Source organism: Rhodococcus sp. IEGM 1370, from assembly GCF_033142325.1.
GTDB lineage: Bacteria > Actinomycetota > Actinomycetes > Mycobacteriales > Mycobacteriaceae > Rhodococcoides.
The window spans coordinates 111436-137823 of record NZ_JAWLRY010000006.1; the positions used below are offsets into that span (position 1 = coordinate 111436).

Sequence of the window (26388 nt, forward strand, 5' to 3'; positions counted from 1 at the left end):
TGACCCCTAGCCCCGCGCCATGTCCACGAATCTGGACAGGTGAAGCTGGTGTGCCACGGTGATCGTCGCGGTCGGACCGTTACGGTGCTTGCCGAGAATCAAGTCGGCCTCACCGCCGCGGGGGTCGTCGCGCTCGATCGCGTCGGGGCGGTGCAGCAGAATCACCATGTCGGCGTCCTGCTCGAGTGAGCCGGACTCACGGAGGTCGGACACCATCGGCTTCTTGTCGGTTCGCTGCTCAGGACCACGGTTCAGCTGGCAGACCGCGACCACCGGGCATTCGAGTTCCTTCGCCAACAGCTTGAGCTGACGCGAGAAGTCCGAGACCTCCTGCTGACGGGATTCGACCTTCTTGCCGGACGACATCAGCTGAAGGTAGTCCACCACAATGAGTTTCAGACCGTTGCGCTGTTTGAGGCGACGCGCCTTGGCTCGGATTTCCATCATCGTCAGGTTCGGAGAATCGTCGACGAACAACGGCGCTTCGCTGATCTCGCTCATTCGGCGGGCCAGCTTGGTCCAGTCGTCGTCGGTCATCTTTCCCGAACGCATGTCGCCGAGCTTGATCTTCGCCTCGGCGGACAACAGTCGCATGACGATCTCGGTGCGACTCATCTCCAGAGAGAAGATGACACTGGGCATGCCGTGCTTGATGGAGCACGAACGCATGAAATCCATTGACAGCGTCGAGTTGTGAGTCGGAATCATCGAGTCGCTGGCGAGATACAGATGCTCTGCGTTGTCGACCTCGACACAGCGAACCGGAACCGAGTCGACTCGGCGAACGTCGACGATGAATCGGGATCCCGACCTCACGGTAGATCCGGCAGCGCGACGTTCCTTGTGCAGCATCTGCTTCCGGTGCAGACCGAACACCACATCGTCCGTCGCGAACGTCAGAGTGAACGCCGTCGACGACGCTTCGCTGCGACCTCGGACCCTCTTGGTCGACATCTGCACGCGATAGCCCAAACTGACGATCAGTTCACGCACCCCGAGAACGAGCCGCTCACTGGTCACCGAGAACTGAACCGAGCCACCCCCGGTGACAGTGCCGTCGGTGTCGAGCAGACCCGCCAACAACGCACGTCGCTGAGCCTCGGAACCACGGAGGTAGCCGATGGGTACATGCTTGTCGCCCAGTACGCCGATCGTCCGTAAACGCGCCTGCACGGTCCCGATCGAGTTGCGGCATGCCTGGCAGCGATGCAAACCGGTCGTCACCTTGCCGCAGTCGATGCATGTCGGTACAGCGACCGGAGCGGACATGAAACGCGCTTTGCCGCCGCAAGATTGGCCGCAGGTACGGACATTGAGCGGAAACGGCACGAACTGCTTGCCGCAGACGACACAGTCCTTTGCCTCTACGACCTCGGTAGGAAGTTTGATCGAGTATCGGAGTGCGGCTTTCTCCGACGCCACCACGTGCAGACCTTCGCCTTCTATACGGGCGATGATTTCGGGATCGGCGCTGGTGATCTTCGCGCAGGCCGACGTTCCATCTCCCAGCCATGCGCCGAGGGTGTAGGGCGGCACCAGAAGCTCACGCTCGGGCAACTGAACGGCCTCGGTATTGGTGACCGAGTGATTGATGCGCGCATCCTTCGTCGCGCAGCGCACAGTGTTCGCGATTTCCTCGGTGGTGCGCACGGCAGCGAACGTCTCCTGGTTACGGGTCCGGTTGTAGTTGACCGCCGCGGCCTGCGCCGACTTTCGTGACGCCCTGGTCTCGGTCAACCACTGATGCTCCGCGTCGGCGACGATGACTGTGCCGTCGGAGAATTCGACCTCGTAGCACGGTCGATCGAGCATGATGTCCGTGGCCGCCACGACTCTGGTCGGCATGCCGTGGGCGTCGATGAGGTGGTCGCCCACCGCCACCTCGCCCATCGTGGTCCAGCCGTCGGGCGTTGGAAGCGGCGTGTCGAGGGCGAGCGCCTTGCCCACACCAGGCCTCGCCGCCACGATGATCATCTGACCCGGGTGCAAGCCGTTGGTGATTTCGTCGAGTTCGGCGAATCCTGTTGGTACGCCCAGGGATATGCCGCCGCGGCTGGCGATGGAGTCGATTTCGTCCATCGTGGGCTGCAAGAGTTCCTCGAGGGGGAGGAAGTCCTCGGAGGTGCGGCGCTCGGTGACCTCGTAGACCTCGGCCTGCGCGCGGTCGACGACCTCGGCGACGTCCTGTCCGTCTGCTCCGGCGTAACCGAACTGCACGATGCGGGTACCGGCCTGTACGAGGCGGCGCAGAATCGACTTCTCCGCGACGATCTCGGCGTAGTACCCGGCATTGGCTGCCGTCGGCGTGGTCTGGGTGAGGGTGATCAAGTACGGCGGGCCGCCGATGCGCTTGAGTTCCCCGCGACGATCCAGCTCGGCCGAGACGGTCACCGGGTCGGCGGGCTCACCGCGGCTGTAGAGGTCGAGGATCGCGTCGTACACGTTCTGGTGGGCCGGCCGGTAGAAATCGCCGGGACGAAGAACCTCTAGCACGTCTGCGATGGCGTCCTTGCTCAGCAGCATGCCGCCCAGAACGGACTGTTCCGCGGCCATGTCCTGTGGGGGCTGGCGACCGAAATCCTCGCCGGGCCCCTCGCTGGACGAGGGGCCGGAGTAGTCGGACTGTCCTCGATCGTCCACAACTGCCACGCGAACCGGCCGTCCTCTCCCCATTGTCGTCGGCATCGTCGGGTATCACCCGGCGGTGCTGTGTAGCAAGTTCTACCCCCGGGCACCGACAAGCTTTTTCGGCACCGGATTCGCACTGTCCCGTCGCCGCTGCACGGCATCGAGAGAGACGCTGCACGGACGTTAAGCGCTATCGGCAGGAGTCACAACACGGCCTGTGGATGAACCTGTGCACGAAATGTGGATGGTCTTGAACAACCGTGTTGACCGTCTGGGGATAACCTGGGTATAACTTTCCAAGTTTCGGTCTTTTCGGCAGGTCAGGGCATGTACATAAAGTTTTCTTCCTGTGCATCGATTCTGGATCGGCGTGTCGGCCGAATTGACAGCTCGGGCGTGTTGAGTAAATACCAGGTGAACCCGAGGGTGAACCAGGTCACAGTGGCTGGGATGACTCACAGAAACAGACCAGTGTCCCGTTTGCGCGCGAAGGGCCCGATTCCACGCTCGGAATCGGGCCCCTCGACACTGTTGACGAAAGCTCAGCTACCGATCTCCTGCGGGCACATCGCCGGGTCCAGCACGGTGACCTCCTTGGTACCGATCTGAAGCACTCGTGCCGTGGGAATGTCGAAGAACAGTCCGGTGATGCGCAACCGCCCCTCGGCATTGGCTCGGCCGACGACCCGGTGACGGGTGAGCGTCTGCAACTGCACCGCCACGTTCACCATCGCGAGTTGGTCCGCCTCCCCGAAGCCGAGCTCTGCCGCCTGACGGCCCACCACGTGCCCGCTGCGGTACGCATCCAGGCTCGTCATTGCATGACCCAGCCATTCCGCCACCGACTCGTCCGCGGCGTTCTCCGGTCCACTCAGCACCGCCTTCATGGCACCGCAGCCCGAGTGTCCGCACACCACCACCGACGAGGTGCCCAGTTGATCGACACCGAAGGCCAGCGCTGCCTCCACCGAGCAGTCCTGCCCCTGGGCCGGCACGAGGTTGCCCATGTTTCGGACCGTGAACAGATCGCCCGGTCCGCTACTGGTGATCGTGTTCGGCATCACGCGCGAATCCACGCAGCAGAGGAACAGCGTGTCGGGATCCTGAGACTCGGTCAAACCCTCGAGGTGCGGTCGAATATTGGGCGCGTGGGTGCGGTGATACTCGGCAACACCACTCAGGACCGCCCGTAGCGCGACAGGTGAATCGTCCTGCGTCACATCGCTTTTCAGCTGCCATGCCCGCCACGGTGCCAACGAGCTGCGTACCGTCGCAGATCCCCGCTTGGGCGGCCCCTCGGCGGCAGCTGCCATCGACGCCGTGCCCACTTCCTCGACTCTCACCGTGCCGCCGCCGAGTTCGTGCTGACGGATCCACTCGTTCAGGGCGTCGTGCACCGCATGATCGAGGAAATCCACTCCCAGATGCACGGTGACGACGGTGCCTGCGGGGACGGTGGACAGTACGTGTGTCAATCGAGGGAGCGCAAGGAAGCTCAACGACCCCTCGGTGGTGACGCGCCAGGTGCCGTCGACCGTCTCCTCTGCGCGAACCTTTGCCCACACCACACGGCGCAGCACGAGAACGATCGACAGTGCCAAACCGATCAGCACGCCCTCGAGCAGGTTGAGTGCCACCACGCCGACAACCGTCACTGCATAGACCGCGATGTCTCCGGTCTTGTTGGCGATCTTTATGTCTGCCAGCTTGATCAGCTGCACACCGATCATCACCAGCAATCCGGCGAGTGCGGCGAACGGAACCAATTCGACGATCGAGATGAACAGCACCGAGAAGATCAGAATCCACACGCCGTGCAGAATCGCCGACGCACGGGACTTGGCACCGACCTTGACGTTGGTGGCACTGCGCACGATCACGCCGGTGATCGGCAGACCGCCGATGGCACCGGAGGCCATGTTGCCCGCGCCCTGGGCCATCAGTTCCCGGTCGAAGTTGGTGCGCTCACCACTGTGCATCTTGTCGACGGCCACCGCGGAGAGCAGACTCTCGACGCTGGCGATCAACGCGATGGTGATGACGCCGGTCGCGAAGGCGCTCCACTGCCCGTCGGGCATGATCGGAAAGCTCAGCGATTCGATCAGGTTGCCGGGCAACTCGATTCGCTCGACATCCAGGGAGAAGAAGATCGAGACCGCAGTAGCGGTGACCACCGCGACCAGCGCAGCCGGCACCTTCGTGATCTTCGCCATCACGCCCGACACTCCAGCCAATCGCGGCCAGCCGAACATGAGCACGACCACGATTCCGCCGACGATGATCGACGGCCATTGGCCGTTGGCGACCGATGTGGGAATGGCGAGGACGTTCTGAACTGCGGAGCTTTCGGATTCACCGCCGAGGAGTACGTGAATCTGTTGCAGCGCAATGGTTATACCGATTCCGGCCAGCATGGCGTGCACCACCACGGGCGAGATGGCCAGCGCACTGCGCGCAATCCGGCTCATTCCCAGCAGTATCTGTACCGCACCGGCCAGCACCGTGATGGCACACGTTACGCCCCAACCGAATTGGTTGACGAGCTCGGCAACCACCACGGTCAGTCCCGCGGCGGGCCCACTGACCTGCAACGGTGATCCGCCGAGTATGCCGGCGAGAATTCCGCCGACCACGGCGGCAATGAGGCCGGCCATGATCGGGGCACCGGAGGCGACGGCGATACCGATCGAAAGTGGTACTGCCACAAGGAAGACGACCAACGAGGCCGGTACGTCGTATTTCAGGATCGACCCGACGCGAGACTGCGGCTCGGGTCGGGTCTCGGGACTGGGGTCGGAATCGGGTTCCACGGTCGTGGTCACGGCAGCGTTTCTCCGGGCGTCTAGGCGTCAGGTCGGGTGGATCCAGTTGGTGATGATGTTCGATGTCGCCCCGCCTAAAGACTACGCAAAGCTTTGCTCACGAACCTTTGAAGAGAGATGCTTCACAAATCGGAACCCATTGCGACAGTTGATCTTTGTGAGAAGACACGAAAAAGCCCCACGAACCCAGGGTTCGTGGGGCTTTGTTCGACCGAAACGGGCCGAAAGCTGAAATCAGCTTCCGACGACCTCCAGCTTGAACTTCGCGGTCACGTCGGGGTGCAGGTTCACGACGATGTCGTGCTTGCCCGTGCTCTTGACGTGAGCCTTCGGCAGATCGATGCTGCGCTTGTCGACGACCGGGCCACCGGCAGCCTTCAGAGCAGAAGCGACGTCCGACGCGGTGACCGAGCCGAACAGCTTGCCCGAGTCGCCCGCGGTCTTCACGGACAGCGTGACGGCCTCGAGGCCTTCGATGGCCTGCTTGAGCTCGTTGGCGTGCTCGAGGCCGCGGACGGCACGAGCTTCCTGAGCGCGGCGGATGCCGTCGACCTGCTTCTGAGCTCCACGGGTGGCCTGGATGGCCAATCCGCGGGGCAGCAGGAAGTTACGGCCGTAGCCGTCCTTGACCTCTACGGTGTCGCCAGGCGCACCGAGGTTGTCCACATCAGCGGTGAGGATCAGTTTCATACCAATCGCCCTTTCTATCGAGCCGTCGCGGCGTAAGGCAGCAGTGCTACCTCACGCGAGTTCTTCACGGCAACGGCCACGTCACGCTGATGCTGGACGCAGTTGCCGGTGACACGGCGAGCACGGATCTTTCCGCGATCGCTGACGTACTTACGCAGCAACGTCGTGTCCTTGTAATCGATCGACGTGTTCTTTTCCTTGCAGAAGGAACACGCTTTCTTCTTGAGCACCTTGTCGCGCAATGGCGGTTTGGGCATGGGTCTTTCTCCGTTACATCTGGTTGTTCTCGATCGAAGGATCTAGAACGGTGGCTCTTCGTCTCCGCCACGTCCGCCGAAGGAGCCCGACGCCGCCGGGGCACTGCCCCAGGGATCGTCTCCGCCGGAACCGGAGTTGGACGAGGAGTTCGAGCGGCCGCCGCCCGATCCGCCGGAGGAACCGGAGCCGGAGCCGGAGTTGAAGCCGCCTCCGCCGCCACCTCCACCGCGATTGGCCTTGTTGACCTTTGCGGTGGCGTAGCGAAGTGAAGGTCCGATCTCGTCGACTTCGAGCTCGACGACTGTCCGCTTCTCACCTTCACGCGTCTCGTACGAGCGCTGCCGCAGCCGTCCGCTCACGATCACTCGCGAGCCTCGGGTCAAGCTCTCGGCAACGTTCTCCGCTGCCTCGCGCCAGATGTTGCAGCGCATGAAGAGCGCGTCGCCGTCTTTCCACTCGTTCGTCTGACGATCGAATGTGCGCGGGGTGGATGCAACCGTGAAGTTGGCAACCGCCGCACCGGCGGGGGTGAATCGAAGTTCTGGATCAGCCGTCAAGTTTCCGATGACGGTGATGACGGTCTCGCCTGCCATGGTTCCTCTTTCAGTAGTAAGCGTTGTAGATGCCAGCCTAGAGGCGGGCAACGACAATTACTTGCCCTGTCGCAGGACCTTCGTGCGCAGAACGGACTCGTTGAGTCCGAGCTGACGATCCAGCTCGCTGACCGTGGCAGGCTCGGCGTTGAGGTTCACAACGGCGTAGATGCCCTCGGCATGCTTGAGGATTTCGTAGGCCAGACGACGCTTGCCCCACACATCGACCTTGTCGACGGTGCCGCCATCCTTGCGAACGACGTTGAGGAACGTATCGAGCGACGGAGCGACAGTGCGCTCGTCCAGATTGGGGTCGAGAATGACCATCAATTCGTAATGACGCATAAGACCTCATCACCTCCTGTGGACTAGTGAAAACGGCCACGGACTGTCCGTGGCAGGAGGGTCGTTGCGTCAGCAACCCCTCGAAGATACACGAGGCGGGCCCTGACCTGCTAATTCGCGTCGGGCGCACGGTCCGGCGTTCGCGCGTCATAGTCTTGCACCATGCGATCCGGGGTCCGCGCCAATCCGATGACGGTCGTCGTGGTCGTCGCGATGGCTGCGGTGGGATTGATTCTGGGTTATCTGAACAAGGCCCGATGCGCGGTCGCGCCGTTCGACGCCTCCGGTCGCAGCACGATGTTCGACGCCATCAAGGATTCCTCGGTCTGCTACTCCGACATCCAATTCCTGTGGCTCGGCCGAGACATCGACAATCACATCTTTCCGTACATTCACGGGGCCATCACCAGCGACGGAATCCTCACGGGCGGAACGGTGGAGTACCCGGTCCTCAGTGGATTGCTGATGTGGCTCGGAGCCATTCCGGCCCACACCGATGCACAGTTCCTGTTGACCTCGGCGTTGATTCTCGCGCCGTTCGGTCTGCTCACCGCCTGGATGCTCGGCCGGATGGCAGGCTGGCCCGCCTTGCTCTGGTCGATCGGCCCGCCTCTGGTGATGTACGCCTTCCACAACTGGGAGCTTCCCGTCGTGGCCACCGCCGTCGGCGCGATCTTCGTCATGACGCTGCCGATGCCGCTGCGACGCAAGGCGATTCTCGCCTCGGTGCTGCTGGCCGTGGGCTTCTGCCTCAAGCTCTATCCGGGAGCATTCGTGTTGCCCCTGATCGCGTACGTGGTCACCGGCGGCATCGATGGACGTGAGTCCGCTGACACCGTCCGAGCTCGCTGGGACATCCGCGGCGGCCTGATGGTGGCCGGCGCTGCCATCGGCACGGTCGTCGCAGTGAATCTGCCGTTCGCGGTGCTCGGTTACGAAGGATGGCGGGCGTCGTTCACGTTCCAGTCGCTGCGGCAGGCAGACCTGACGACCAACTCCATCTGGTACTGGGGATTGCGCCATTTCTACATCAACGACCAGATGAATCCCGATGCCTACGCCGAGGCCGAGGCCTCCTTCCAGAACGTGGTCGACGTGGCGTCGCCGCTGCTGGTGTTCGCCGCGTTCGCTCTCGCGCTGTGGCTCGGATGGCGTCGCGCGAAGGTGGCCGGGACGTACCCGTGGGTCGCGGTCAGCGGATCGATGCTGTGCGGTTTCATGCTGCTGCACAAGGTGCACTCGCCCCAGTACACCCTGTGGCTGCTGCCCTTCCTGGTGCTGCTTCGGGTCCCGTGGGGGCTCGTCGCCGCGTATCTGGTCGTCGATCTGTCGATGGGAATCGGCGTCTTCAAGTACTTCGCCGCGTTGGCCTCGGGGGCCGATGCCACCGACGAGGAGTTCTTCGTTCTCGTCGGAGTGTGGGGACGAGCGCTGCTGCTGCTGGTGTTCTTCGTGCTGTTCCTCCGAGCTCGGATGCGGGTTCCGTTCCCGGGCGAAACCGACCAGGCGTCTGTATCATCGCCCCGACCAGCAACGATATCGCTGACAACATCACCGGGGCAGTAGCACGTAGGGCGGGGCGGGGACATGACACAGGTGTCGCAATCGCAGGAGAACACCGAGAGACGAACTACCGAAGTACGACGCGTCGGCCTCGTCGAGGACCACGAATCGGTAGCGCTCGGACTCAAGGCCATGCTCGCAGACGAACCCGACCTGGACTTGGTGTCCACCGCCGCCACGGTCGCGGAGCTGCTCGCCCAACAGCCGACACTCGATCTGGTGGTGCTCGATCTTCGTCTGGGTGACGGTTCGTCACCCCGCTCGAACGTGGAGCAGTTGCACGCCGCCGGTGCGCGCGTCCTCGTCTACACCGGAGCCGAGAACGCCTTTCTCGTTCGTTCGGCAGCCCGTGCAGGTGTGCTCGGCGTGGTCCGAAAGTCCGCCCCCGCGGCGGCGATCGTCTCCGCGATCCGACGCGCAGCGAGCGGCGGACAGGTGGTCACGACGGATTGGGCTGCCGCGATCGACGGTGATCCGCAGCTTCCCGACGTCGGACTCAGTCCGCGTCAGCGCGAGGTACTCGCCCTCTACGCGTCGGGCGAGAAGGCCGGACGCGTTGCCCGCCTCGCCGGATTGTCCGAGCAGACCGTCAACGACTACCTGGTACGGATCCGCAACAAATACGCCGAGGCCGGGCGTCCGGCACCGACGAAAACCGATCTGTACAAGCGAGCGGTCGAGGACGGCTGGCTGCCGATGCCCGAACTACCTCCGCAGGATTGACCCGCGGACTTGCTGTGGTTCATCCCACAGTGTCGACGCGGGTGAGCACCGCGGTTTCCGACGCACTCAAGGGTTCGACGAGCGGGGTGGTGACCGCTCGGATACTGCCGCCCGGCCGCGCGAGGATCGTATCCATCCTGGTCAGCGACTCGAGCGCCGACGTGCGGATCGAACTCGATGCCGACGGCCGGCAGTCTGTCGTAGCTTCGTGACACGCTCATCGGACGGTTGACGGTTCAATGCCCCTAATAGTCAGGGCAGAAAACCTGCGAATTACCTGTGAGAATCATTCCCATTGGTTTAGTTGGTCTCAACCCACTACGGCGTCCGGGAGAATTGATGTCTGCACTGCTCGAACCCATGCCCTCCGCGGACGACGCGGGAGTCCCGACGACGCCTCGTTCACGTGGGCCCATCAGCTTGGTTCCGCCTGCGATGCAGATTCACCCCGTCCCGGCCGCCCCGAGCCCGTTCCCGCCGCGACCGGATCTGACCGGCCGCGAGATCGAGGTGCTGCTCTGCTGGATTCGACACGACTCGAAGACCGAAGTGGCGAAGACACTGTTTCTCTCGCTCGGCACGGTCAACACGCACCTCACCCGAATCCGGGCCAAGTACACCTCGGTGGGGCGCCCGGCACCGACCAAAGCCGCCCTCGTCGCACGGGCCCTGCAGGACGGGCTGGTCGATATCTCGGAGCTGTGAACTCGCCGGTCAGACGCTGACTGCGGTCTCCACGCCTTCGTTCTCCAGACGCTTGTTGCGTCGGATGCTGCTCAGCAGGGCGGCTCCGATGAACAGAATTCCCACGAAGCCGGTGATCAGCTCGTTGATGTGCACACCGATCGAGACCAGCAGGATGATGGACAACGCGCCGATCGCCCAGTGCGCACCGTGCTCGAGGTACACGTAGTCGGACAACGTTCCCTTGCGGACCAGGAACACCGTGATCGAGCGGACGAACATCGCGCCGATGAAGCCGAGGCCGAGCGCAATGATGATGGGATCGGCGGTGATGGCGAAGGCACCGATGACACCGTCGAACGAGAAGGACGCGTCGAGCACCTCGAGGTAGAGGAACAGGAAGAAGCCGGCCTTACCCGTCGCCTTTGCCAGTTCGCTCGGTCCGCCCGAGGACTCTTCGCCCTCTTCCTCGACGTGGAAGAGCTCACCGAGTCCGTTGACCGAGATGTAGGTGATCATGCCCAGCACACCCGAGACCATGACGGTGGAGATCTTGTCGTCCTCGGCGAGGAACTCGGCACTGAGTACCAACAGCAGGCCCGCGACGACCACGGAGAGCTGATCGAGGCGGCCGATCCGGGCGAGGGGCTTCTCGAGCCAGCTCAACCAGGTGATCTCGCGGTCCTCGAAAATGAAGCCGAGGAACAACATCAGCAGGAACATGCCACCGAACGCGGCGATCTGAGGATGCGCGTCGGTGAGCAGAGTTTCGTAACTCGGCGACCCGTCCGGGAAGGTCGCGGCACCGTCGGCGGGCGGGTTGAGTGCCAGATCGAGTGCCGCCACCGGGCCCAGACCGGACGCGGCCCAGACGATGACCAGCGGGAAAAGCAGCCGCATGCCGAACACCGCGATGATGATGCCGATGGTGAGGAAGATCTTCTGCCAGAACTCGCTCATGCGTCGCAGCACGGTGGCATTGATGACGGCGTTGTCGAAGGACAGCGACACCTCGAGCACGCCGAGGATGAGGACGAGGATCATCGCCTCGATCCCGCCGTACAGGAAAGCCACGATCACGGACACGATGGTGACCGCGATCGACCATCCGAAGATCTTCACAACCACAGGCGTGGCCCTTCTCGAGACTAAATACGGGAAAACCCCCGCCCATCATGAATGACGAGGCGGGGGTACTCCCAATCTTGAGAGGGCCTTTACTACACGTTTACCCCGAAATCGCGGGCGATTCCTGCGAGTCCGGATGCGTAGCCCTGACCGACCGCGCGGAACTTCCACTCCGCGCCGTTGCGGTACAGCTCACCGAAGACCATGGCGGTCTCGGTGGAGGCATCCTCGCTGAGGTCGTAGCGAGCGAGCTCGGAGTTGTCGGCCTGGTTGATGACGCGAATGAACGCGTTGCGCACCTGACCGAACGACTGCGAGCGTGCGTCCGCATCGTAGATCGACACGGGGAAGGTGATGGTCTCGATCTCCGGCGGTACTGCGGCGAGATCGACCTTGATCTGCTCGTCGTCTCCGTCGCCCTCACCCGTGGTGTTGTCGCCGGTGTGCTCGATGGAGCCGTCCGGAGACTTCAGGTTGTTGAAGAACACGAAGTGCCCGTCGCTCAAGGCCTTCTTCGTCGAGTTCAGAGCGATGGCGCTGGCGTCGAGATCGAAGTCGGTGCCGGTCGTCGTGCGGATGTCCCATCCGAGACCGACCACGACCGCGGTCAGGTTCGGAGCTGCCTTGGTGAGCGAGACATTGCCACCCTTGCTGAGGCTGACGCCCATGGAGAGGTCCTTTCGCAATTGGTTTCCCGTTACGGGTTCAACCGTAGTGGGAATGTCCGGTTCTTGGACGTACTCCGCCAACGAGTACGACATCGCCAGGGTTCCCGTCAGTACTATCGAGCAGGTGACAAGTCGCTGGCCTGGGGTGTTCCGCCGGGGTACCGAATCCGACGCCGCCGCGCGTCGTTCCCAGGACAACGCTGTCGCCGCGTTCCTCGACATGGACAAACGTCAGTCCATCGCCTCGGCGGGCGTCGAGGCCTCCACCGCGCTGCGTCCTCAGGATCGACTCGCGAGCCGGTGGGCAGACACCGAGAAGCAATGTTTCGACGCCGGAGCTGCCTACCTCGCCGCCGTCGATCAGTTCGACGGAATCACCACTCCTGCCGCCAGATCGGCATTCGACCGAGCGACCGCGCTTCTGCACGACGCCAGCTCGGCTGTGGATCGGTTCTACGACGCACATCGAGACACCCTCGAGCAGTCCTCCGCTCAGTTCGCCGCGACCCCGCGGTTGGTCCAGGACGCACTGGCCGAGGCCGACGCAGCCCGATCGACCGTCGACGAACAGTTTGCCGGCTACCCCTCACTCCGGCAGGCGTGGCGCGAACTCGATTCGGCGACAACGCAATTGCAGGCCGATCAGCGCGACCCCCTGCGCGCCCGAGAGCACGCCGCCCTGGTCCGCGAGCGGGCGGCCGCACTGCGTGCCGCAGTGAACTCGGCCCCGGGCCGCCTTCAGGAGGCCCGAACGGCACTGGCCTCGGTGCGCACCCGAATCGAAGCCGTGCGAACGAGATCCGAGGGCATTGCCCCGGCCTTCTCGAGCTTGCTGCGGGAGTTCAACGCCAAGAGTTCGGCGGACCTCTCTCGCAACGAACGGTCCAGTGCGCGCCACATCGAGCAGGCCGACGAGGATCTGAGCGCAGCGCGTTCTGCACTCGACGCGGGCAATCCCGAACACTCGTTGGATCTGGTGACCCAGGCACGCCAACACCTGAGCGATGCCGAACAACTGGTCGACGCGGTCACCGACCGAGTTCGTCTACTGCGCGCGGTCAAAGCCGATCCGAAACAGACCGAGAACAAAGTGCGGTTCAAACTTCGTGACGCCCAACAACTCGCGGTCAACCGTGGTCTGGTTGCCGAATGGGGCTCGGTGTTGGATGCTCAGCTCGCCCGGATCGACAGGGCGAGCACAGCCCTGTCGGGTACCCACCCCGACTACTGGTCATATCTGCAGGATCTGGATACCATTTCGGACTTCATCGCAGGCGTGATCGACCGCATGCGTACCTCGCACTGATCACATTCACACGAAGGACAGTGGTGCAACACTTTCGCCATCTCGACGCAGACACCCGTGAACGAGTGTTCTTCCTGCAGCCGGAGGACATCGAGACGAGCGACGGAAACGACCTCGTGGCAACGGCTCTCGGAGCGACGCTATACATCCCGGCGACGCGTCCCGACCTGACCGCGACGGTGAACAAACGCACCGACGAGGGGGTTCGGTCCATCGTCATCGATCTCGAAGACGCTGTGGCGGACCATAATCTGGAAGAAGCGCTGGCCAACACCGTACGAACTCTGAACGAACTCTCGGGTTCGGGATCACTGGTGTTCGTTCGAGCTCGCACCGCCGCGCACATCCGCAGCATCTGCGCCGGCCTGAACCACGGTGCCGCCGGGCTCGCCGGATTCGTCGTACCGAAGTTCACGGCAGCACGCGGAGCCGAGTTCCTCGACGAGATCGTCGCCGCGTCCACGACACACGGCACCCGTCTGTTCGCCATGCCCGTCCTCGAATCCACGGAAGTGGTGCACCGGGAGACACGCGACGCGGAACTGGTTGCCATCCGTGAACTCCTCGGTGAGTACCGCGACACCGTGCTGGCGGTACGAATCGGGGCCACCGACATGTGCGGCACCTTCGGCATCCGCCGCGACCGCGACCTGACGATCTACGACGTCCGCGTCGTCGCCGACGTCATCAGCGCCATCGTCAATCACCTGGGTCGTTACGACGGATCGGGTTTCGTCATCACCGGACCGGTGTGGGAGTACTTCGCAGACCACGAACGCATGTTCCGCCCGCTGCTGCGGCAGACGCCGTTCGTCGATCAGGAGGCCGTGCGCTTTCGCCAGCAACTGGTGAGCAGCGACCTCGACGCCCTCCTGCGCGAGGTGGCACTCGACCGCGCGAACGGCATTCAGGGCAAGACCGTCATCCACCCCTCGCACGTGCCTGCGGTGCACGCGCTGTCCGCGGTGACGCACGAGGAATACCACGACGCACTCGACATTCTCTCTTCCGACCAGGGCGGTGTCCAGGCATCCGGCTACCGCAACAAGATGAACGAGCTGGGACCGCACCGCATTTGGGCGAAACAGACGGTGGTGCGCGCCAGGGCGTTCGGTGTCACCAACGAGGGGATCACGTTCGTGGATCTACTGACCGCGCTGGCACAGCGATGAACGCGAATCCGGCCGACGGCATCGTGCTCACCGACACCGGTTCGTCGTCGTCCTGGACGGCAACACAGTTGGTGCTGCCCGGTCTGCGTCGCAACCCTCGCCGCGCCCACCTGTTGGTCTCGACGGTGCTCGGCAAACACATACCCGTCGATCCGGACGTCGTCATCGCCGCCGGCAACGAACTGGCCGCCCTGGTGCAGACCGCGGTGGGCGGCTCCGATGTCGACGTGCTCGGATTTGCCGAAACGGCAACCGGATTGGGCCATACCGTCGCGACGGCTCTGGGCGCGCACTGCTACCTGCACTCGACGCGTCGCCACGTTCCCGGCATGACCGTGCACGGCGAGTTCGAGGAGGGTCACTCACACGCCACCGACCACCTGCTGATGCCCACCTCGGCCGACCTTCTCGCCGGCGACCTGCCGTTGATACTCGTCGACGACGAGATCTCGACCGGAGCGACCGCGCTCGATGCCCTTCGGCAGATTCACGCATCCGCCGGCCGCGCGCACTACGTCATCGCGTCCCTGGTGGACATGCGCACCACCGAGCATCTCGCTGCTGCTGCGGCGGTGGCAACAGAACTCGGCGTTCGGATCGACAACGTGAGCCTGGCGCAGGGATCGGTTGAGCTCGAGCCAGGCCTGGTGGAGACGGTGCTGGCCCTCCCTGATCCGGAGTTCGATCCGGTTGCTGCACAGCCTGGTTCGGTTCGCCGCGTCGATGCGCAGTGGCCGGCAACCCTGCCCGACGGCGGCCGGCACGGGTTCCTCCGATCCGACGCCGCCGGTTTCGACTCGGCGATCGATGCTCTCGCAGCCACCGTCGACTCCTCGCTCCCCGGATCGGCACCGGTGGTCGTCATCGGCCACGAGGAGCTCATGTACCTGCCGCTCCGACTGGCGGCGGCATTGCAGGAGCGCGGTCACACCGCACTGTTCCAGACCACCACTCGGTCACCGGCTTACGTTCTCGACGTGCCCGGCTACCCCCTGCGCCGCGGCTTCGAGTTCACTGCGCCCGAGGACGAATCGGGACTGCGCTACCTCTACAACGCGTCCGGACCGGACGACGCGACACTGGTGCTCGTCGCCGACGCTCCCGCCGACACCGACGCTCTGGCAGCAGCCGCCGAGACCCTGGCCGCCTCGGGTACCGACGTGCTGCTGGTCGTCGTCACGGGCGCGGACCCGGTGGCTCTCGAAGTCTCGCGGCGGGCACGTCCGCTGCGGGGGCCGGAATTCGGTTCGTACGCAGCCGACGAAGTCACCTGGCTGCTCAAGGACCTCTCGTCGGTCTCACTCGAAGCAGGAATCGAGGAGCGGGAGAAGCGCATTCAGGCAGGCGAAGCCCACTACGCCGAATCGCTTCCGGTCGAGTATCAACCGGATCTTGCCTACCGCGAACTGTTCGAGAAAGTGCTGCAGGAGAGCGCGTCACGGCTGGCGGTCGCGGTCGGCACCGTCACCGAGGTCGTGCTGGCCGAGCGCGGACACGACATCGCACTGGCGTCCCTGGCCCGCGCGGGCACACCCGTCGGAATTCTGATGCGCCGCTGGGCATTCGCAGCCCATGGCCTCGAGATTCCGCACTATGCCGTCTCGATCGTGCGCGATCGAGGCATCGACGCCGTCGCCCTGCGTTACCTGGCCGAGCATCACGATTCGCGCTCGGTGGTGTTCGTCGACGGCTGGACGGGCAAGGGCGCGATCGCTCGCGAACTCACCGCGGCGCTGCGCGAGTTCCCCGGAGCCGAGTTCGACGACGACCTCGCCGTGCTCGCCGATCCGGGCAACTGCGCTCGCACCTACGGCACCCGCGACGACTTCCTCATCGCCTCGGCCTGTCTGAACTCGACTGTGTCGGGCCTGGTTTCACGAACCGTGCTCAACGACAGTCTGATTCGTCCCGGGGACTTCCACGGCGCGAAGTACTACGCCGATCTCGCCTCCGACGACGTCTCGCGTCACCTGCTCGACACCGTCGCTGCCCGTTTCGAGGACGTCCGGGACGAGGTCGATGCCTCGGTAGCAGCCGTGCTCGGCTCCGACCGAACACCCACGTGGTCCGGCTGGGCATCGGTGGAGAAGGTCCGCGAGGAGTACGGCATATCGCACGTCAATTTCGTCAAACCCGGCGTCGGCGAAACCACTCGGGTGCTGCTGCGTCGTGTCCCGTGGCGAGTACTGGTGCGCGAGGCCGATGCGCCCGAGCACGAACACATCAGGATGCTCGCTGCGGCCAGGGGAGTGCCGGTGGATGTGGTTTCCGACCTCGCATATTCGTGCATGGGGCTGATCAAGAACGTGTCGAGTGGGGACGCGTCGTGAGCGCTCTCGTCGCGGTGGATCTCGACCGTACGATGATCTTCTCCGAGGGCGCACTCGGTGTGCCCCTGGACGATTCGTTCGAGTGCGTGGAGCTGTACGAGGAAAAGCCGTTGTCGTACATGTCTTCTCGTTCGATCTCTCTGCTGCGCGAGTTGAGCGAGAATGTTGTGGTCGTGCCGACCACGACACGTACCATCGAGCAGTTTCAGCGGATCGCACTCCCAGGTGCCCCGTGGCGGTACGCCATCACCAGCAACGGCGGCAACATTCTTGTCGACGGCCAGCCGGACATGCACTGGCGCAACGGGTTCGAGTTGAACCTGGCCGGCATCGGTGCCGAGTTGAGATCGAGGGTCTCCGAGGACTGGGTCCTGAAGTACCGCGAAGCCGACGGCCTGTTCTGCTACCTGGTGGTGAACACGGCGGCCGTGCCCGAGGGCTTCGTCGCGGAGTGGTCGCAGTGGTGCGCCGCTAGGGACTGGAACGTCTCGCAACAGGGGCGCAAGATCTACACGATGCCCAACGCGGTGTGCAAGAGCTCTGCGGTGGCCGAGGTTCGGACCAGGCTGGTACAGGACGGCACCCTCGACGCCGATGCCCGAGTCCTCGCCGCAGGTGACGGTGCACTCGACGCCGAGATGCTCATCGCGGCCGACGCCGCGATCCGTCCGCGGCACGGCGAACTGGAGCTGCTCGGATTCACTCGACCCGGCTTGACCGTCACCGAGTCCTCCGGTGTCCGGGCCAGCGAGGAAATTCTCGAGTGGCTGCGGAACCGAACCGCCGTGCGCCGCGTCTAACTGTTCGTCGGGGAGGCAGACGTAGGGCAAGGGGTGGGCATGACGGATCCGTACGAGGAACTCGCAGCGACGATCGACAACATCGTCACCAGTGCGTTCGTGACGCCGGTCGGTCCCGAATTTCTCGGCTCCGTTCTGAATGCGGCATTCGAGAAGGCGAACGTGGCCCTCGACTACCGTGGCGAGTTCGAGCCGGCCGAAGTGGTCATCACGGAGGCGTTCGAGGTGATGCCGCACGAGCAGATCGCGGCCATGGTGAAATCGCTGGGTACCGAAACCATCGGGGAATCGTCCAGGAACTGGAACGACTTGTCCGCTGCCGCGAACAGCGGATCCGACGGCTTCCGGTCCGGCATCGAGGCGGCCATGACGTCGGGCTGGTCGGGACCTACAGCCGACGCCGTCCGCGGCGGTGTGGGCGACTACGTCTCGTCTGCGAACGCGCTGTCCACCTCCATGAGTCTGATCAGCAACAAGTTGCTCGAGGCGCACTCCGGTTTCACGCAGACGAAGTCGAGGATGCCGCCGGTGGTTGCGGGAGCCGAAAGCAGCTTGATCGATTCCCTGCTGCCCATCCCCTTCGCCGCGAAGGAGGTGGTGTCGGCCCGAGAGGAGCAGCAGGAAGAAGCACGCCGAATCATGCGCTCGGTCTACGTACCGGGGGTGCTGCAGTCCGATTCCGAGGTCCCGGTGCTACCGGCAGCGCACAACCCGGTCGCTGACGGTGGTGGTTCCGGCGGCAGCTGGGGACTCGGTAGTTCTGCCGGGGGCGGAGATGGGGGTATCGGAGCGACCTCGTTCGGCGGCTCAGGTACCGAGGGTGGGGCTGACAGGGCAGCGCAGGCGCAGGCCGGCGGCACCGAGGCTGCCGAAGCGGGTCGGGCAGGTACTGCGGCGTCGGAGCAGCCCGGGTCGAGCGGTTCGGGTTCCCTGCCGCCGGCCGACAACTCCGATGAAACTCGTGCCGCAGCGGCCACCGGGCCGGGTGCTTCCGGCGGTGGTACGGGTTCCGGGGTCGGCGCAGGTCCCGGCGGGGGGTTCGGCGGAACAGGACCGGGCGGCAGCGGCTTCGCAGGATCCAATGGTTCCAGCTACGGCGGCGGTGCGGGATACGGAGGCAGTTCCGGTGCCGGATCGGGTTACGGCGGCTCGATTCTCGGCTCTCCGATCGGCGGCGGCACGGGCGGGATCGGTGCTGGCGGCAGCGGGGCGGGAGGCAGCGGGGCGGGCAGCCCAGCTGCGGCGTCGGCCGGGCGCGCGGGAGCACACGGCATGCCGGGAATGGGTGCCATGGGCGCAGCAGGCGCACGAGGAGCCGGCGACAACGACGGAGAGCACGCCGTTCCCGGCTACCTCGTCGATGTGAGCAACGGCAGCGAACTGATCGGCGATCTACCCCTGGTCGCACCTCCGGTACTCGGCGGCTGACGGTGACGAAATGGACCATGCCCGGCATCGACTTCATGATGCTGTGCAGTCGATTCGGACGCGACCGACTGCCGTACCCCCTGGCGGTCACCATCGACGTCGAGACCGTCGACGAACTCCGACAGCTGCGGAGCGAGGCGTCGGCGAGGATCGACGCGATGATGGACGAGAGACTCGGCGCAGCTGTTCGGACCGTCGTCGACCCGATCGTTCGCATCGAATGTCGCGGCGAGACAATCGATTCTCGTCACGGCATCGTGCGCAGCCACTCAGCGATTCGCCACGACACTGCCGCGGTGCTCACTCAGGAGCCCGGGCCCGACGCCTCCTCGGGCGGTGCCGTCACCGTCCAACTGACCGGCCCTGCCCATGCCCCCGCCGTCGTTCTCGGATCCGTACCGAACATCGCTGCAGGCCGCCGACCGGCCGAGCGACTCGAACGTGCCATTGCTGCAACGACTTCGGTTGGGTCGCATCTGACGACCGCAACCCGGGGGGCGACGGCGGACGAGCAGTTCCGGTCGTTCTTCGACCGCCCGCGGACTGCAGTCGGCGAAATCATCGTCGCGCGCGGCAAGACCTTCGACAACCGCCGCGACACCGATGCCGTCTCGTTCTTCTGGATGGACTTCGAACACGACGGCCGATACATCGTCCACTCCGCGGAAACGATCGACATCGCGCCCGCCGATACGACCGGCCTGGCGTCGGAGATCGGACGGCACGTGGCAGTGGCGCTGAGGCGGTGAGAACGGCGCGCTCTTGACACCGTATCGATTTTCGATAGGTTATCGATATTCGTTGTTATCGACTATCGATATGGAGACGGCGGGATGGCATACGGACTGAGCTCGGCACGGGCGAACAAATGGACGATGGCCTTCTATGCGGCGGCAGCTGTGATCTGGACCGGTCGGAAGTTGCAGGAATACCACTCCTCGGACTACGTCAGCGCCACCGTCACGCCTCTGGAGGAGTCGCCGACGCTCGACCTGTTCGGCGGACAGTTGCAACCAGGCAACGTCATCGAGCTCAGTGTCGCCAAAAGCGACGTCCAGCGGCTCATCGGGATGATCGACTTCATGAGGTACGGCGAGATCGTGGCCGGCGGAGTCCTCATCCTGGTAGGAATCTTCTTCGCGTACCGATTCTTCGACAATGTCATCAAGGAAACCCCGTTCAGCGTCGGTGCCAGCCTCGACCTGGTCGTGGTTGCTGCCTGCCTGGTCCTGTACCCGGTCATCACCGGAGGGCTTCGGGTGATGAGTACCAACGCCATCCAGGCCGCACTCGAAACAACCGAGGTCACCGATACTGCACGAAGCTTCGGCTCGGTCTGGCTGGCCTTGATCGTCGCTCTGGTCCTGCAATTCGTCTACGCAGTTCTTCGGCAAGGCTCCAAGCTCGCTCGCGATGCCGATGGTCTGGTCTGATGGCGGAAGAGTTCGTCGACCATCTCGTCGTCTGTCATCTGGGCGAGATTCTCGACGCCCGCGGTATGACTCTCGCGGAACTCTCGCGTCTCGCCGGGGTCAGCGTCGTCAATCTGTCGGTGCTCAAGAACGACCGCGCCAAGGCCATCCGATTCTCGACGCTCACCGCAGTCTGCCGCGTCCTCGGCTGCACACCCGGCGACCTGTTCACCCTCCGCGAGATCTGACGTCCGCCCGATCGCAGCCACACCAGTCGGACAAATCGAACAAGTACATTGGATGACGGTAACCAGCACTACGAGAGAGAGTCCATCACATTGTCTGCTCCGGCCGGTCAACCGTTGTCCAAGGGTCAGAACGGCCCCCTCACTGTCGGTGACGTCGTCGTCTCCATCTCGCTGGCCGTACCCGCGGACCTGTCCGCGCTACTGGTCACCGACGCCGGAAAAGTACGCACCGACGCCGACTTCGTGTTCTTCAACCAGCCCACCGGCCCCGGCGTACGCCTCGAGCCCGGCCAAGGCGGACCGGCCCGGCTCGCCGTGTCGCTCGCTGCAGTGCCCGCCGACATCGAGCAGATCCGCGCGGTCATCACCCTCGACGACGCGTCGAGCAACTTCGGGCGCTCCACCGCCCCCGTGGCGCGGGTGAGCGATACAGCCGGAAATGTGTTGTACGAGTACACAATCGATGGCCTGAGCTCGGAGTCCATCGTGATCGCGCTGGAGATCTACCGCCGTCAGGGAAGTTGGAAGGTGCGAGCCGTCGGGCAGGGCTACGCGGGCGGGTTCGCAGCCCTGGTGACCGATCACGGTGTGTCCGTGGACGACGCCCCTGCTCCCACACCTCCCGCACCGACACCGCCACCCGCTCCCGCTCCCGCTACTCCACCGCCGCCGGCTGCCCCGCCGGCACCGCCCGCCGCCCCGGTCCCCACCGAGGCTCCGGAAGTCAGCCTCACCAAGTCCAAGCCCGTCAGCCTCACGAAAGGCCAGAAGGTCACCCTCCGCAAGGACGGCGGCGTGGCGCTGACGGTCATCCGGATGGGTCTGGGCTGGGACCCGGTGACCACTCCGAAGAAGGGCGGATTCTTCGGCGGCGGAGGCCGAGCCGCGAACATCGACCTGGACGCGTCGGCGATCATGCTCGCCGACCGCAACGTCAACGATGTCGTCTACTACGGGCAGCTCAATGCCAAGGACGGCTCGATCGTGCACCAGGGTGACAACCTCACCGGCGAAGGCGAGGGCGACGACGAGGTGATCGTGGTCGACCTGACGCGGGTACCCAAGCACGTGACCGGCATCGTCTTCACGGTCACGTCGTACCGCGGTCAGACGTTCGAGCAGGTCGCGAACGCATTCTGCCGTCTCGTCGACAACACCACCAACACCGAACTGGCCCGCTTCACCCTGCAGGGCGGCATGCCGTTCACCGGTCTGGTGATGGCGAAGGTGTACCGCCAGGGCAGCGAATGGAAGCTCCAGGCCATCGGCGACGGTATCCAGGCCAAGCACGCCGGTGAAGCCGTCAAACAGCTCGGCCGCTATATGTGACCTTGCGGGCAGTAGTCGTCCGATCTGCAGCGCCGTCGAGCACGCCACCGAGCGGGTCGACGGCGCTGCCGTTTCGAATGAGATCCTCGGCCGGCCGGTAGATCTGCCGAACGATCAACGCGCACAATCCGATCACGGCGACATCGCGCACCACGACGGTCGCGGTGAACCACTGTTCGGGTAGACCCTTGTTCTCCACACCCAGGTAGTAGTACATCCGCGGGAACCAGACGAAGGCGTCGATCGTCATCCACGCCAACAGAATTCGACGATGCGGCAGCGCCAGTACAGCCAGCGGAACCAGCCACAGCGAGTACTGCGGACTCCACACCTTGTTGGTGAGCAGGAACCCGGCGACCACCAGGAACACCAGCTGCGCGAGCCGCGGCCGCGTCGGAGCCGTCGTGCCGATGTACGCGATCAGCGCACACACGATGGCGAACAACACGAGCGTCACGGCATTGAGAACCAACGGTTTGTCGCCCGGGTACAGCGGACCGTCGAAACCGGTCCAACCGGTGAACGAGGTGACGACGTTGTACAGCGAATCCGGGTCCGCACCACGCTCGGAATTGAGCCGGAAGAACTCGTACCATCCCGACGGATACAGCAGCGCCAGTGGAAGATTCACCGCCATCCACGCACCGATCGCCGCACCGGCGGTGATGCCCCACTCGCGCATCTTTCCGGTGCGCCAGCACAGCACCAGCAGGGGCCCGAGGAACAGCAGGGGATAGAGCTTGGTGGCACCGCCGAGACCGATCAGAACTCCGGCCAGCACCGGCTTCTTCTTGGCCCATGCCAGCAACCCGGTGAGCGCGAAAGCCGTTGCGAGAGCGTCGAAATTGGTGAATCCGTGCACGATCACCAGAGGTGAGGCCGCCACGAGGGCAGCGTCCCAGATGCGGCGTCCGGCGGCTATGGCGGTGGCCCACACGGTGACCAACCAGGCGACGGCCAATCCCAGGGCAACCACATTGAAGTACACGACGACCGGCAACGCCTGCGGCAGGAAACTCAGTGAGTTCCACGCCTTTCCGACGACCATCGACCCGTACTGGTAGAGCCCGGCGAGCACCGGGTACTCCATGTACCGAATCTGACTCGACCCGTCGGCCTTGGTCTCTTCCCAGGACTTCTTGTACGGGAACGCACCTTGATCGAGTCGCTCCGCCCCGTACAGCGGCACGGTATCGGAGTAACACATCGCCACGTACTGACGACTGCCACTCCAATCGAGTCCGAGCTCACCGCCCGGTCCCACCGGTGCCTGCTGGATACACGCGGCCTTGGCGAACCAACCGAAGCAGAGAAAGACCACCGCGAGCAGCAGAATCACCCGGAGCGCCGTGAACCAGCGCTGCCGACCGATCACCGCGTGCTTGCCGACCGGACCGCCGATGACCGAGGACAGTTCCTCGGTCATCGGATCGGTACGACTGGGTAGATCGCGGTCCGCAGCGCTCGCCGAATCTAGGCGACCGGGGCTCGCCACGGCTCGACCCTTGCGGTCGGGTTCGGTCGTCACCGCCGCGTCGCTACTGCCCGGGCGCTGCCGGTTCGGGCGCTGCCGGTTCGGGTGCCGCCGGTTCGGGTCCCGCGGGCTGCGCCGGTGCCAGTCCGGGAAGCGGAATGGTCACGCCGGGCAGAATCTCGACCTGCCGCGGAGTGATGACGACCGGCGGCGAGATCTCCGTCGGAATCGGCAGGGTCACCTGCGGCGGAGCTGTCGATGGTGCCACCGTCGTCGCCGGAGCGGGTGCCGAGTACTGCGGCACACCGGCCTGACCCGCGATGGCCTCGGGCGTCGGGAAGGTCTCGTTCGAGGTGCCGTCCAACGTGCCGTCCATCGTGTCTTTCCAGATGTCCGACGGTAGGCCCGATCCGTAGATCGGTCCGCCGTAACTGTTCTCGAGCGGCAGACCCTGCTCGGTGCCCACCCAGACGGCAGTGGACAGCGACGGCGTGTAGCCGACCATCCAGGCATCCTTGTTCTGACCGGTGTCTCCGAGCTGAGCGGTACCGGTCTTGGCTGCCGACTGGCGACCGCCTGCGAGGTTGTGACCGTTGGAGTAGCCGGCGATCGGACGCATCGCCGAGGTCACGTTGTCCGCAACCGCAGCCGAGACGACCTGCTGGCCGGCTTCGGGAGCCCTGTCGAGCAGCACGGTGCCGTCGGCGGTGACGACCTTCTGCACGAAGTGCGGAGTGTGATAGACGCCGGACGCAGCCAGTGTCGCGTAGGCAGAAGCCATGTCGATGACGCGAGACTGGTACTGGCCGAGCACGACTCCGTAGTTGGGGCCCGCGTTGTCGGGCTCGGTGAGGGTGGGTCCGACGCCCTCGATCTCCTGCGGGATGCCGAGCTTGTGTGCCATGTCCGCGATGGCCTGCGGACCGTTGTCCATGCTGAGCATCATCCGGTAGAAGCTGGTGTTCAGTGAACGCTTCAGCGCCTCGGCGATGGTGCACGTTCCACAGGAGGCACCCTCGACATTGCTGATCTCGATGCCGTTGACGTCGAGCGGGGAGCTGTCGTACATCTTCGACAGCGGAATGCCCTGATCCAGCGCGGCGGCCAGACCGAACACCTTGAACGAGGATCCGGTCTGCAAGCCGGACTGGGCGAAGTCGAATCCTCGACCGTCCGCACCGCCGTAGTACGAGCGGACCGCACCGGTGCGTGGATCGATCGACACCGACGCCGTCCGCAGCTCCGAGGGCTCGCCCTCCATGTTGCCGTTCACGGCCTCGACCGCCGCCGCCTGGGCGTTCGGGTCGATGGTCGTGGTGATCTGCAGCCCCTCGGTGTTGAGGTCCTGGTCACTGATACCCACCGCCGACAACTCTCGCAGCACCTGGGCCTTGATCAAGCCGTCCGGCCCGGCATCCTGAGCATCACCGGTATCGACCTGCGCGCTCGGGACCACCGCCGGGAACATCATCGACGCCCGCTGGGTCGCATCGAGCTGACCCTGGGAGACCATGCCGTCGAGCACGTAGTCCCAACGCGCTTGCGCGCCGGTGGGGTTGAACTCGGGATCGAGATTGGAGGGTTGCTGGATGACGGAGGCGAGAACCGCACCCTCCTCCACCGACAGCTGGTCGACGGACTTGCCGAAGTACGCCGTCGACGCGGCGGCGATGCCGTAGGCACCGCGACCGAAGTAGATGGTGTTCAGGTACGCCGCAAGAATGTCGTCCTTGGACCACTGCCGCGCCATCTTCGAGGAGATGACGAGCTCACGCATCTTTCGGGTCAGCGTCCGATCGTTACCGACCAGCGCGTTCTTGACGTACTGCTGGGTGATGGTCGAGCCACCGCCTGCACTGTCGCGTCCGAGCACATTGTCACGCAAAGCCCGGCCGAAACCGGTCACCGAGAATCCCGGATTGGAATAGAAGTCGCGATCCTCGGCCGAGAGAACGGCGTTGCGCACGTGCTCCGGGATCTGATCGATAGTCACGTCGGTGCGGTTGCCCTCGGGTGGCACCACCTTGCCGAGCACACTCGAGCCGTCGGCCGCGAAGATCGTGGCGACCTGGTTGGTTCTGATGTCGCCGGGACGCGGCACGTCCTCGACGGTGTAGGCCACCATGAACGCCAGGATCGGCACGATCAGACCCAGGGCGATCAACGCATACATCGTGCGTCGAGCGACCCGCCACTTGGACTTCTTCTTCGTTTTCGCGGCGGGACCTCTTTCGGGCGGCTCGGGCGGTTCGCTGCCCGAGGAGAGAACTGATGGATCGTTCGGTTCGTGGGGTGGTGGCACAGCGCCGGACCGAGTGACGCCCGTCGGGGCAGTGGATCGGACAGGAGGCGCGATGGGCGGCTCTCCGTACCGACGTTCGCCGTAGGGACGCTCGCCCGCGGGACGTCCACTCACCGGATCCACCGGCGGCCTGCCCTGAACGGGTCGGCCCTGCGGGGGCATGGGAGGGCGGCCCTGCGGGGGCATCGGACGCTGACCGGGAGGGGGACCGGGTCGCTGACCGGGAGGAGGCATCGGAGGACGGCCCTGCGGCGGCATCGGACGCTGCCCGGGAGGAGGTCCCGGTCGCTGGCCGGGAGGGGGTACCGGTCGCTGGCCGGGAGGAGGCATCGGAGGACGGCCCTGCGGCGGCATCGGACGCTGCCCGGGCGGGGGTACCGGCCGACGCCCGGGGTCGGAATGGCGACTGCCGCGTGGCGGCCCGGGCACGTCGGGACGCCGTCCGGAGTCGCTACGGCCCGGTTCGTTGCTACCCGGATTGTTGT

Annotated in this window: 23 protein-coding genes; 13 read left to right on the forward strand and 10 right to left on the reverse strand. The window is 64.7% G+C overall.

Going from position 1 to position 26388, the window contains the following annotated elements; translation table 11 throughout:
• Nucleotides 1-6: 6 nt before the first annotated feature.
• From dnaB to rpsF, 6 genes are all read right to left on the reverse strand, one after another.
• On the reverse strand, nucleotides 7-2649 hold the full coding sequence (gene dnaB, locus R4P47_RS11200) for a replicative DNA helicase (RefSeq protein WP_317784762.1): 2643 nt from the start codon (nucleotides 2647-2649) through the stop codon (nucleotides 7-9).
• Between the two features lie 521 nt (nucleotides 2650-3170).
• Nucleotides 3171-5450 (reverse strand): bifunctional SulP family inorganic anion transporter/carbonic anhydrase, encoded by a 2280-nt coding sequence (locus tag R4P47_RS11205; RefSeq protein WP_317784763.1) that lies wholly within the window; start codon nucleotides 5448-5450, stop codon nucleotides 3171-3173.
• 234 nt (nucleotides 5451-5684) lie between these two features.
• Nucleotides 5685-6140, reverse strand: coding sequence for a 50S ribosomal protein L9 (gene rplI / locus R4P47_RS11210; protein ID WP_032378698.1), 456 nt, complete (start codon nucleotides 6138-6140; stop codon nucleotides 5685-5687).
• 14 nt (nucleotides 6141-6154) lie between these two features.
• The gene (gene rpsR / locus R4P47_RS11215) at nucleotides 6155-6397 is read right to left on the reverse strand and encodes a 30S ribosomal protein S18 (RefSeq protein WP_032396926.1); all 243 of its coding nucleotides are present in this window, start codon (nucleotides 6395-6397) and stop codon (nucleotides 6155-6157) included.
• Between the two features lie 42 nt (nucleotides 6398-6439).
• The gene (locus tag R4P47_RS11220) at nucleotides 6440-6991 is read right to left on the reverse strand and encodes a single-stranded DNA-binding protein (protein WP_037195207.1); all 552 of its coding nucleotides are present in this window, start codon (nucleotides 6989-6991) and stop codon (nucleotides 6440-6442) included.
• A 57-nt stretch (nucleotides 6992-7048) separates the two neighbouring features.
• On the reverse strand, nucleotides 7049-7336 hold the full coding sequence (gene rpsF / locus R4P47_RS11225) for a 30S ribosomal protein S6 (RefSeq protein ID WP_008711385.1): 288 nt from the start codon (nucleotides 7334-7336) through the stop codon (nucleotides 7049-7051).
• Between the two features lie 162 nt (nucleotides 7337-7498).
• On the opposite strand from rpsF, the gene R4P47_RS11230 reads away from it, so the two are divergent.
• The 4 genes from R4P47_RS11230 to R4P47_RS11245 all read left to right on the forward strand — a co-directional run bounded on the left by R4P47_RS11230 (nucleotide 7499) and on the right by R4P47_RS11245 (nucleotide 10327).
• Nucleotides 7499-8902 carry a hypothetical protein gene (locus R4P47_RS11230; RefSeq protein ID WP_317784764.1) on the forward strand — a complete coding sequence of 468 codons (1404 nt, stop codon included), beginning with the start codon at nucleotides 7499-7501 and terminating at the stop codon, nucleotides 8900-8902.
• Nucleotides 8903-8923: 21 nt separating this feature from the next.
• Nucleotides 8924-9622 (forward strand): response regulator transcription factor, encoded by a 699-nt coding sequence (locus tag R4P47_RS11235; protein WP_317784765.1) that lies wholly within the window; start codon nucleotides 8924-8926, stop codon nucleotides 9620-9622.
• Nucleotides 9623-9663: 41 nt separating this feature from the next.
• Nucleotides 9664-9834 carry a hypothetical protein gene (locus R4P47_RS11240; protein WP_317784766.1) on the forward strand — a complete coding sequence of 57 codons (171 nt, stop codon included), beginning with the start codon at nucleotides 9664-9666 and terminating at the stop codon, nucleotides 9832-9834.
• Between the two features lie 127 nt (nucleotides 9835-9961).
• Entirely contained in the window at nucleotides 9962-10327 is a 366-nt protein-coding gene (locus R4P47_RS11245) for a helix-turn-helix transcriptional regulator (RefSeq protein WP_317784767.1), read from the forward strand.
• Nucleotides 10328-10336: 9 nt separating this feature from the next.
• On the opposite strand, the gene R4P47_RS11250 is transcribed toward R4P47_RS11245, so the two are convergent.
• Nucleotides 10337-11434 (reverse strand): DUF475 domain-containing protein, encoded by a 1098-nt coding sequence (locus R4P47_RS11250; protein ID WP_068048447.1) that lies wholly within the window; start codon nucleotides 11432-11434, stop codon nucleotides 10337-10339.
• 92 nt (nucleotides 11435-11526) lie between these two features.
• Nucleotides 11527-12102, reverse strand: a complete 576-nt coding sequence (locus R4P47_RS11255; protein ID WP_027495074.1) for a TerD family protein — start codon at nucleotides 12100-12102, stop codon at nucleotides 11527-11529.
• A 220-nt stretch (nucleotides 12103-12322) separates the two neighbouring features.
• On the opposite strand from R4P47_RS11255, the gene R4P47_RS11260 reads away from it, so the two are divergent.
• The 9 genes from R4P47_RS11260 to R4P47_RS11300 all read left to right on the forward strand — a co-directional run bounded on the left by R4P47_RS11260 (nucleotide 12323) and on the right by R4P47_RS11300 (nucleotide 22127).
• Nucleotides 12323-13408: a hypothetical protein gene (locus R4P47_RS11260; protein ID WP_269596065.1), complete on the forward strand. Its 1086-nt coding sequence runs from the start codon at nucleotides 12323-12325 to the stop codon at nucleotides 13406-13408.
• Between the two features lie 23 nt (nucleotides 13409-13431).
• Nucleotides 13432-14580 (forward strand): HpcH/HpaI aldolase/citrate lyase family protein, encoded by a 1149-nt coding sequence (locus tag R4P47_RS11265; RefSeq protein ID WP_317784768.1) that lies wholly within the window; start codon nucleotides 13432-13434, stop codon nucleotides 14578-14580.
• Complete coding sequence (locus R4P47_RS11270) at nucleotides 14577-16910, forward strand: phosphoribosyltransferase (RefSeq protein ID WP_317784769.1); 2334 nt, start codon at nucleotides 14577-14579, stop codon at nucleotides 16908-16910. Before R4P47_RS11265 ends, R4P47_RS11270 begins: the two co-directional genes overlap by 4 nt.
• Complete coding sequence (locus R4P47_RS11275; protein WP_317784770.1) at nucleotides 16907-17710, forward strand: HAD family hydrolase; 804 nt, start codon at nucleotides 16907-16909, stop codon at nucleotides 17708-17710. Before R4P47_RS11270 ends, R4P47_RS11275 begins: the two co-directional genes overlap by 4 nt.
• Before the next feature lie 39 nt (nucleotides 17711-17749).
• On the forward strand, nucleotides 17750-19138 hold the full coding sequence (locus R4P47_RS11280; protein ID WP_317784771.1) for a hypothetical protein: 1389 nt from the start codon (nucleotides 17750-17752) through the stop codon (nucleotides 19136-19138).
• 2 nt (nucleotides 19139-19140) lie between these two features.
• Complete coding sequence (locus R4P47_RS11285) at nucleotides 19141-19887, forward strand: ESX secretion-associated protein EspG (protein ID WP_317784772.1); 747 nt, start codon at nucleotides 19141-19143, stop codon at nucleotides 19885-19887.
• 84 nt (nucleotides 19888-19971) lie between these two features.
• Complete coding sequence (locus tag R4P47_RS11290) at nucleotides 19972-20571, forward strand: hypothetical protein (RefSeq protein ID WP_317784773.1); 600 nt, start codon at nucleotides 19972-19974, stop codon at nucleotides 20569-20571.
• Nucleotides 20571-20798, forward strand: coding sequence for a helix-turn-helix domain-containing protein (locus R4P47_RS11295; RefSeq protein WP_068047485.1), 228 nt, complete (start codon nucleotides 20571-20573; stop codon nucleotides 20796-20798). Before R4P47_RS11290 ends, R4P47_RS11295 begins: the two co-directional genes overlap by 1 nt.
• A gap of 90 nt (nucleotides 20799-20888) precedes the next feature.
• Nucleotides 20889-22127, forward strand: coding sequence for a TerD family protein (locus R4P47_RS11300; protein WP_317784774.1), 1239 nt, complete (start codon nucleotides 20889-20891; stop codon nucleotides 22125-22127).
• On the opposite strand, the gene R4P47_RS11305 is transcribed toward R4P47_RS11300, so the two are convergent.
• Entirely contained in the window at nucleotides 22102-23553 is a 1452-nt protein-coding gene (locus R4P47_RS11305) for a glycosyltransferase family 87 protein (protein WP_317784798.1), read from the reverse strand. The two genes, R4P47_RS11300 and R4P47_RS11305, sit on opposite strands and share 26 nt — an antisense overlap.
• Before the next feature lie 112 nt (nucleotides 23554-23665).
• Nucleotides 23666-26161, reverse strand: a complete 2496-nt coding sequence (locus tag R4P47_RS11310; RefSeq protein WP_411567327.1) for a transglycosylase domain-containing protein — start codon at nucleotides 26159-26161, stop codon at nucleotides 23666-23668.
• Nucleotides 26162-26388: the final 227 nt, after the last annotated feature.

Bases quoted from the DNA above. Each gene is read 5' to 3' on its own strand.
- rplI (WP_032378698.1), bottom strand. From the start codon at position 6,140: ATGAAACTGATCCTCACCGCTGATGTGGACAACCTCGGTGCGCCTGGC.
- rpsR (WP_032396926.1), bottom strand. From the start codon at position 6,397: ATGCCCAAACCGCCATTGCGCGACAAGGTGCTCAAGAAGAAAGCGTGT.
- R4P47_RS11220 (WP_037195207.1), bottom strand. From the start codon at position 6,991: ATGGCAGGCGAGACCGTCATCACCGTCATCGGAAACTTGACGGCTGAT.
- rpsF (WP_008711385.1), bottom strand. From the start codon at position 7,336: ATGCGTCATTACGAATTGATGGTCATTCTCGACCCCAATCTGGACGAG.
- R4P47_RS11230 (WP_317784764.1), top strand. From the start codon at position 7,499: ATGCGATCCGGGGTCCGCGCCAATCCGATGACGGTCGTCGTGGTCGTC.
- R4P47_RS11235 (WP_317784765.1), top strand. From the start codon at position 8,924: ATGACACAGGTGTCGCAATCGCAGGAGAACACCGAGAGACGAACTACC.
- R4P47_RS11245 (WP_317784767.1), top strand. From the start codon at position 9,962: ATGTCTGCACTGCTCGAACCCATGCCCTCCGCGGACGACGCGGGAGTC.
- R4P47_RS11255 (WP_027495074.1), bottom strand. From the start codon at position 12,102: ATGGGCGTCAGCCTCAGCAAGGGTGGCAATGTCTCGCTCACCAAGGCA.
- R4P47_RS11260 (WP_269596065.1), top strand. From the start codon at position 12,323: ATGGACAAACGTCAGTCCATCGCCTCGGCGGGCGTCGAGGCCTCCACC.
- R4P47_RS11270 (WP_317784769.1), top strand. From the start codon at position 14,577: ATGAACGCGAATCCGGCCGACGGCATCGTGCTCACCGACACCGGTTCG.
- R4P47_RS11280 (WP_317784771.1), top strand. From the start codon at position 17,750: ATGACGGATCCGTACGAGGAACTCGCAGCGACGATCGACAACATCGTC.
- R4P47_RS11290 (WP_317784773.1), top strand. From the start codon at position 19,972: ATGGCATACGGACTGAGCTCGGCACGGGCGAACAAATGGACGATGGCC.
- R4P47_RS11295 (WP_068047485.1), top strand. From the start codon at position 20,571: ATGGCGGAAGAGTTCGTCGACCATCTCGTCGTCTGTCATCTGGGCGAG.
- R4P47_RS11305 (WP_317784798.1), bottom strand. From the start codon at position 23,553: ATGACCGAGGAACTGTCCTCGGTCATCGGCGGTCCGGTCGGCAAGCAC.
- R4P47_RS11310 (WP_411567327.1), bottom strand. From the start codon at position 26,161: ATGCCGCCGCAGGGCCGTCCTCCGATGCCTCCTCCCGGTCAGCGACCC.